The sequence below is a fragment of the uncultured Cardiobacterium sp. genome (assembly GCF_938028825.1).
In the GTDB taxonomy this organism is placed as follows: domain Bacteria; phylum Pseudomonadota; class Gammaproteobacteria; order Cardiobacteriales; family Cardiobacteriaceae; genus Cardiobacterium.
In genome coordinates this window covers 1-6,057 of sequence record NZ_CALIZP010000004.1, presented here as the reverse complement: position 1 = coordinate 6,057, position 6,057 = coordinate 1, and the positions used below count along the sequence as shown (strand labels likewise).

Sequence of the window (6,057 nt, the reverse complement as noted above, 5' to 3'; positions counted from 1 at the left end):
AAGGCAGACGAAGAAAAACGCCATGAATTCCTCGAAGTAAAAAGTGTCTATGAAGCACGCCTGCATCCATTTGTTTATATGATGGAAGCGGCTTCAAAAAAGACATCTCCCGTCCTTACGTCTATGCACCACGCGGGCAAAAATGCACAGGGGTATCCGGATGGAGCAAGGCACAAACAACGTTATCGGTGCCCTGTGTGGCACGGTGCCATTTGCTTTCACTGCTTTTGATTGCAGCATAGACAGCGATGTTTTCCACACATGGGCGACAGAAATACTGCTGCCGGAGCTGCCTGCCTGCAGCGTGATCGTGATGGATAACGCCTCCTTCCACAAGCGGCAGGACACGCTTGATGCGTTGCAGGCTGAGGGGCATACGGTGCTGTGGCGGTGCTGTGGCTTCCACCCTATAGCCCGGATTTCAACCCGATAGAGAAGATGTGGGCATGGATCATGCGGTTGAGGAAACAATGGCGGTTGACCGATGTGAATGCCCTGCTGTTCTGGTCTTTTACTCTCGTTACTCTTTGTTAGCGATTCGACTATATTTGCTTGATTTGGCTGGAACGGGGTGACAATCCGCCTCGCTCTCGAGCGGGATGCCGCGAGCGGTCAACCAGTCACGTACCTGGGTGGCATAAGGCTCATCACTTGGAACCTTGAAGAAAAAATCGCATTGGAAGGTGTTGCCGTAGCGGTTTTTGGCGCGCGGGTCGACACCCATTTGCAGTAATCGCCAGAAAGTATCGTAATTTCTGAAATCATATCTGGCGCTGGCGTGCAGCAGTGTGTTGCCGTCATTATCGGTGGCATGAATATCCGCGCCCACATCCAGCAGTTGCGCAAAATTGCCTTTATTCAAACTACCAATCGCGGCAAAAAGCGGGGTTTTCCCATCCTCGTCTTTTGCCTCCACATCTGCCCCTGCCCGCACCAGCCGCTCAATACTCCCGCTGCCTCCAAGACTCGTCGCAGCAGAAAAGAGCGGCGTTTTGCCATCAAGGTCGCGTACATTGACATCACCACCGTGGGCGAGCAGGGTTTCGAGATACCACGGGTCTTCTTTTTTGGCCGCAGCATGCATCGGCGTCTCCTCTTGTTTACCGAGAAAATTCGGGTCGGCACCAAGAGCGAGCAGGGTGGCAAAGGCTTGTTTATCCTCCTCGAAAAGGCTCAGATTGAGCAGGGAACGGGGCTGAAAATCTGCTCTTTCGTAGACTCTATTGAGGTCGTTCCCTTCCCGGATGAGCACTTCACCGCCCGCCTTGTCGCCCGCTCTTGCCGCCTGATAGAGCGGCTCCCCAGAGTAGGTAAGTGTGGTAACGATAGCTTTTGGTGTGCACTCCCTGCCCATGACATACATATCGCCGCAGTAAGTCCAGGTGTTTTCCGCCCATGCGGTCAATGATGCGGAGGAGAAAGCGAGAGCAAGCAGGATTTTTTTCATCATAATGTTGGGTAGTTTGGGGTGGATGTTTCATTGTACTAATGAACGTGCCAAGCGGCATAAACACCGGGTTCGCCAAGCGGTGTAAATACTGGCTCCGCCATGCGGCAAGTCGTGGCCTTGGCGGCGTGGTAGCGGGTGTTTTTTCTTGCATGGTTTTGCTCCAAACAATACGCCCCTCCGGCGGGAGGGGCGTGCTGCGTTTAGCTGGTCAGTTTTTTGAGAACTTCCGCCTTTGCTTTTTCATAATCATCAGCGCTGATGAGCCCCTGATCGTGCAGGGTTTTGAGCTGGGCGAGGCGCGCCTGGATGTCGTTCGCGGCGTTTGCGTTGTTCAGGCCAGTGCTCATCGCTGCCGCCATGTTCTGCCCGATTCCGGCGCCGACGCCGACGCCGATGCCTGCGCCGAGTCCGGCGAGTCCGCCTTCGTTTTGCGCGGCAAGCGGGATGGCTTGTGCGGTCTGGTATTGGGTATAGCGGTTCAGATCGCCGATGACGCCCATGCTGATGCGCTCGTCCAGCGCTTTCTGGATAGCCTCCGGCAGGGTGATGCTTTCGACGGTGATGCTTTCGAGGGTGAGACCCAGGGCGGCAAAGGCGGGGGCGACGTGTTCGGCGAGTTTTTGCGCGAGCAGGGGCTGGTTCGCCGCCATGTCAAGGAAGGGGATGCCCGAGGTACCGAAGAGTCCGGCGAGCCGGCTGGTGATGGTATTGCGCAGCGGATCGTCAAGCTGGCCGGCGCGGTATTCGCCGACAACGCCGCCGACTTCGTTGAAGAACTTGGCGGGGTCGCTCAGGCGGTAGGCGTACATGCCGAAGGCGCGCAGTTGCACGGCGCCAAATTCGCTGTCGCGGACGGTCACGGGTTGGGCGGTACCCCAGCGGCGGCCAAGTTGCTGACGGGTGCCGAAGTAGTACACGTCGCTCTTGAAGGGCGAGGCAAAGGCTTTGTCCCAGTTTTTCAGGTTGGTGAGGATGGGCAGCGTCTGGGTGCTGAGGGTGTGGGTACCGGCGGCGAAGATGTCCGCCGTTTTGCCTTCGTCCACGAACATGGCGAGCTGGCTGTCGCGCACGATGAGGGTCGCGCCGCTCTGGATTTCGCGGTCGATGGCGGGGTAGCGCCAGACGAGCTGGTCATCGGCCGGGTCGGGCCATTCGATGACGTCAATGAACTGTTTGCGGATGAAATTGCCGAACATGATGGATTCTCCTTAGCTGAGGCAGGCGGCGTTGAGCAGGCCGATGCTGACGGACAGCGCGGCGAGCAGGGTGCCGACGGCGGTGTTGTTGGCGGCGAGTTCGCGGCTGGCATTTTTGATGATGAGGCGGGTGGCGATGTGATAGAGCGCTATCTGGATAACGGCAGCGGCCACGCCCCAGAGGATGAAGTCCACCGGGTGCACACTTTGTCGGATACTGGCGGCCAGCGGCAGGCTGAAGCCGATGATGGCACCGCCGAAAGAGAGGGCGCAGGCGGTATTGCCCGCGCGGGTGAGGCGCAGCTCGGCGTTGGGGGTGCTGTGCAGATAAGCGGCGGCGAAGACGGCTTCCAGCACGATGGCGAGCGCGAGGTATTGCAGGTAGAGCAGGTATTCGTGAGGGGAGATGTGCATGGGCGTTCCTTTCAAGCGGTAAACGCGCCGAATTATAGCCCCATGCCGCGATAAAAACCGCGCGCAGGCGGGACATTCCCTTTGCCTTTATCAACCGTTGCCCGACGGGCGTTGCGCTACAATGCGCGGCGCACCCACCGCTGCCACATACCGCAAAAAAGCCATGCACAACAGCTACTTCTACATCGTGTTGAGCACCGTTCTGGTGAACAACTTCGTCCTCTCGCAATTCCTCGGTCTCTGCCCCTTCATGGGCGTCTCGCGCAAAATCGATACCGCCCTCGGCATGGGCTTTGCCACCGCCTTCGTCCTCACCCTCTCCGCCGTCAGCGCCTACCTGCTCGATACCTACCTGCTCACCCCCTTCGGCATCACCTACCTGCGCACCATCGGCTTCATCGTCGCCATCGCCGTCCTCGTCGGCCTGACCGAAATGTACATCGCCAAGACCAGCCCCGTGCTGCACCGCCTGCTCGGCGTGTACCTGCCGCTGATTACCACCAACTGTGCCGTGCTCGGCGTCGCCCTCCTGAACGCCAACCAGCAGCACAACCTGTTGCAATCCGCGCTGTACGGCTTCGGTGCGGCGGTCGGCTTTACCCTCGTCCTCGTCATTTTCGCTGCCATCCGCGAACGCATCGACGCTGCCGACGTGCCCGCGCCCTTCAAAGGCACTCCGGCGGCGCTGATGACGGCGGGCATTCTCGCTATCGCCTTCATGGGCTTCGGCGGCTGGGTGTAAACCATGATTTGGCTCGCCATCATCCTCCTGCTCGCCGTTATTGCCCTATGCGGCCTGCTGCTCGGCGTCTTCGCGCAAAAATACAAAGTCGAAGGCGACCCGCTTGCCGAAAAAATCGACGCCATCCTGCCGCAGACCCAGTGCGGCCAGTGCGGCTTCCCCGGTTGCAAACCCTACGCTGAAGCCATCGCCAAAGGCGAGGCAGACATCAACCGTTGCCCGCCCGGCGGACAAGAAGGCGTGGACAAACTCGCCGAACTGCTCGGCGTGGAAAGCAAACCGCTCAACGCCGAAAACGGCGCAGAGACCGCGCCGCAAGTCGCCTTTATCATTGAAGACTGGTGCATCGGCTGCACCAAATGCATCAAAGCCTGCCCGGTGGATGCCATCCTCGGCAGCAACCAGAAAATGCACACCATCATCAGCGACGAATGCACCGGCTGCCGCCTCTGCGTGGACCCCTGCCCGGTCAACTGCATCATCATGAAGCCGCGCGACGAACCCTGGAACTGGGACAAACCGCAGAACCCGCAACAACCGCAAACCCCGCCACCGACGCCGCAGCCGCCGCAACCCACCGAATCATGATCAAACAACTCCTCGCCCGCCTCCTCCCCGGCAAAACCACCTTCCACGGCGGCATCCACATCACCCCGCCCGGGCACAAAACCATGAGCACCGCCCGCCCCTCGCGGGAAGCCGCCCTTTGCGACGAATACGCCATCAGCCTCATCCAGCACGACGGCACCCCGTTCATCGCCCAAGTCGCCGTCGGTGATCGCGTCCTGCGCGGCCAGCTTCTCGCGGCGCCGGCAAATCACAGGGATGCCCCCGTCCACGCCCCCACTTCCGGCACCATCCGCGCCATCGAGCCGCGCCCGGACATGCACCCGTCCAACCGTCCCGTGCCGCACCTCATCCTCGCAAGCGACGGTGAAGACCAAAGCGCGCCGCCGCTGCCTGCCCTCGATATTGAGACCGCCACGCCGGACGAACTGCGCGCGCGCATCCACGACTGCGGCATCGTCGGCCTCGGCGGGGCCGGTTTTCCCACCGCGCGCAAACTCGGCCACCCCGCCAACACCCTCGTCATCAACGCTGCCGAATGCGAGCCCTACATCACCTGCGACGACCTGCAAATCCGCGAAAACGCCGCCGCCATCATCCGTGGCGCACAAATCACCGCGCGCATCCTCGGCGCAGACAACATCCACTTCGGCATCGAAGACGACAAACCCGAAGCCATCGCCGCCCTGCGCGCCGCGCTCGATGCCGCCGCCGACCCGCGCATCCGCATCAGCAGCGTCCCCGTGCGTTACCCCAGCGGCAACGCCCGCCAACTCTTCGAACTGCTGCTCGGCATCCGCGTCCCCGCCGATGCCCACGCCAGCGACTACGGCCTCATTTGCCACAACAGCGGCACCATGAAAGCCGTGTACGACGCTGTCAGCCTCGGCCTGCCGCTCACCGAACGCTACACCACCATCAGCGGCGAAGGCATCCGCGAGCCGCAAGTCCTGCGCATCCGCATCGGCACCGCCGCGCGCGACCTCATCCAGCAGAGCGGCGGCGAACGGCACGAACACAGCGCGGAAAATCGCCACATCATCGGCGGCCCGATGATGGGCTACGAAATCGCCTCCCTCGACACCCCGCTACAAAAAACCGGCAACAGCCTGCTCATCCTGCCTGCCGCCCCCGCACCCGAAGAAACCCCGTGCATCCGCTGCTCGCGCTGCGCCGACGCCTGTCCGATGGAACTCCTGCCGCAACAACTCCTTTGGTACAGCCAGAGCAACCAGCACAACCGCCTCAAACAATACCGCCTGTTTGACTGCATCGAATGCGGCATCTGCGCTGCCGTCTGCCCGTCCGGCATCCCGCTCGTCCAATACTACCGCCACAGCAAAGGCGACATCCGCGCCGCCGACAAAAAAACACAAGACGCCGAACACGCCCGCACCCGCCACGAAGCGCGCACCGCCCGCCTCGAACGCGAAGCCGCCGAAAGACAGGCACAAATGGACGCCCGCCGCGCCAAACTGCGCGAAGCTGCTGCAAACCCGGCCCCCGCCGCTCCCGCCACCCCCATCACCCGCCAAGACCCCAACCCGCCCGCAAAATACACCCCCGTCCGCCCGCAAACCGTGCCAAGCGGGACAACTACGGCCTCCGACGATAAAGCCTCCGCCATCGAAGCGGCAAAAGCCCGCGCTGCCGCACGTAAAGCCGCCCGCCTTGCCGCCAGCGGCAAA

The 6,057-nt window shown here is 61.3% G+C and carries 9 protein-coding genes; 6 read left to right on the top strand and 3 right to left on the bottom strand.

What is annotated here, in order from left to right:
* From Q0562_RS00185 to Q0562_RS00180, 3 genes are all read left to right on the top strand, one after another.
* The coding region (locus Q0562_RS00185; RefSeq protein WP_298639576.1) for a hypothetical protein at positions 1-231 on the top strand (231 nt) is incomplete at its 5' end.
* Positions 143-433 (top strand): transposase, encoded by a 291-nt coding sequence (locus Q0562_RS13685; RefSeq protein WP_366144659.1) that lies wholly within the window; start codon positions 143-145, stop codon positions 431-433. The genes Q0562_RS00185 and Q0562_RS13685, both read left to right, overlap by 89 nt.
* Positions 385-534 carry a transposase gene (locus Q0562_RS00180; RefSeq protein WP_366144658.1) on the top strand — a complete coding sequence of 50 codons (150 nt, stop codon included), beginning with the start codon at positions 385-387 and terminating at the stop codon, positions 532-534. Before Q0562_RS13685 ends, Q0562_RS00180 begins: the two co-directional genes overlap by 49 nt.
* Here the strand turns inward: Q0562_RS00180 and Q0562_RS00175 are convergent.
* From Q0562_RS00175 to Q0562_RS00165, 3 genes are all read right to left on the bottom strand, one after another.
* Positions 521-1,450 carry an ankyrin repeat domain-containing protein gene (locus Q0562_RS00175; protein WP_298639572.1) on the bottom strand — a complete coding sequence of 310 codons (930 nt, stop codon included), beginning with the start codon at positions 1,448-1,450 and terminating at the stop codon, positions 521-523. The two genes, Q0562_RS00180 and Q0562_RS00175, sit on opposite strands and share 14 nt — an antisense overlap.
* 200 nt (positions 1,451-1,650) lie before the next feature.
* Positions 1,651-2,646, bottom strand: a complete 996-nt coding sequence (locus Q0562_RS00170) for an SPFH domain-containing protein (protein WP_298639569.1) — start codon at positions 2,644-2,646, stop codon at positions 1,651-1,653.
* A gap of 12 nt (positions 2,647-2,658) precedes the next feature.
* A complete protein-coding gene (locus tag Q0562_RS00165; protein WP_298639566.1) occupies positions 2,659-3,060 on the bottom strand; it encodes a DUF350 domain-containing protein in 402 nt (133 codons plus the stop codon).
* Positions 3,061-3,223: 163 nt separating this feature from the next.
* Between Q0562_RS00165 and rsxA the strand changes: the two genes are divergently transcribed.
* From rsxA to rsxC, 3 genes are all read left to right on the top strand, one after another.
* Positions 3,224-3,802, top strand: coding sequence for an electron transport complex subunit RsxA (gene rsxA, locus Q0562_RS00160; RefSeq protein WP_298639563.1), 579 nt, complete (start codon positions 3,224-3,226; stop codon positions 3,800-3,802).
* A 3-nt stretch (positions 3,803-3,805) separates the two neighbouring features.
* Positions 3,806-4,390, top strand: coding sequence for an electron transport complex subunit RsxB (rsxB, locus tag Q0562_RS00155; protein ID WP_298639561.1), 585 nt, complete (start codon positions 3,806-3,808; stop codon positions 4,388-4,390).
* On the top strand, positions 4,387-6,057 hold a 1,671-nt coding region (gene rsxC, locus Q0562_RS00150; RefSeq protein WP_298639559.1), incomplete at its 3' end, for an electron transport complex subunit RsxC. The genes rsxB and rsxC, both read left to right, overlap by 4 nt.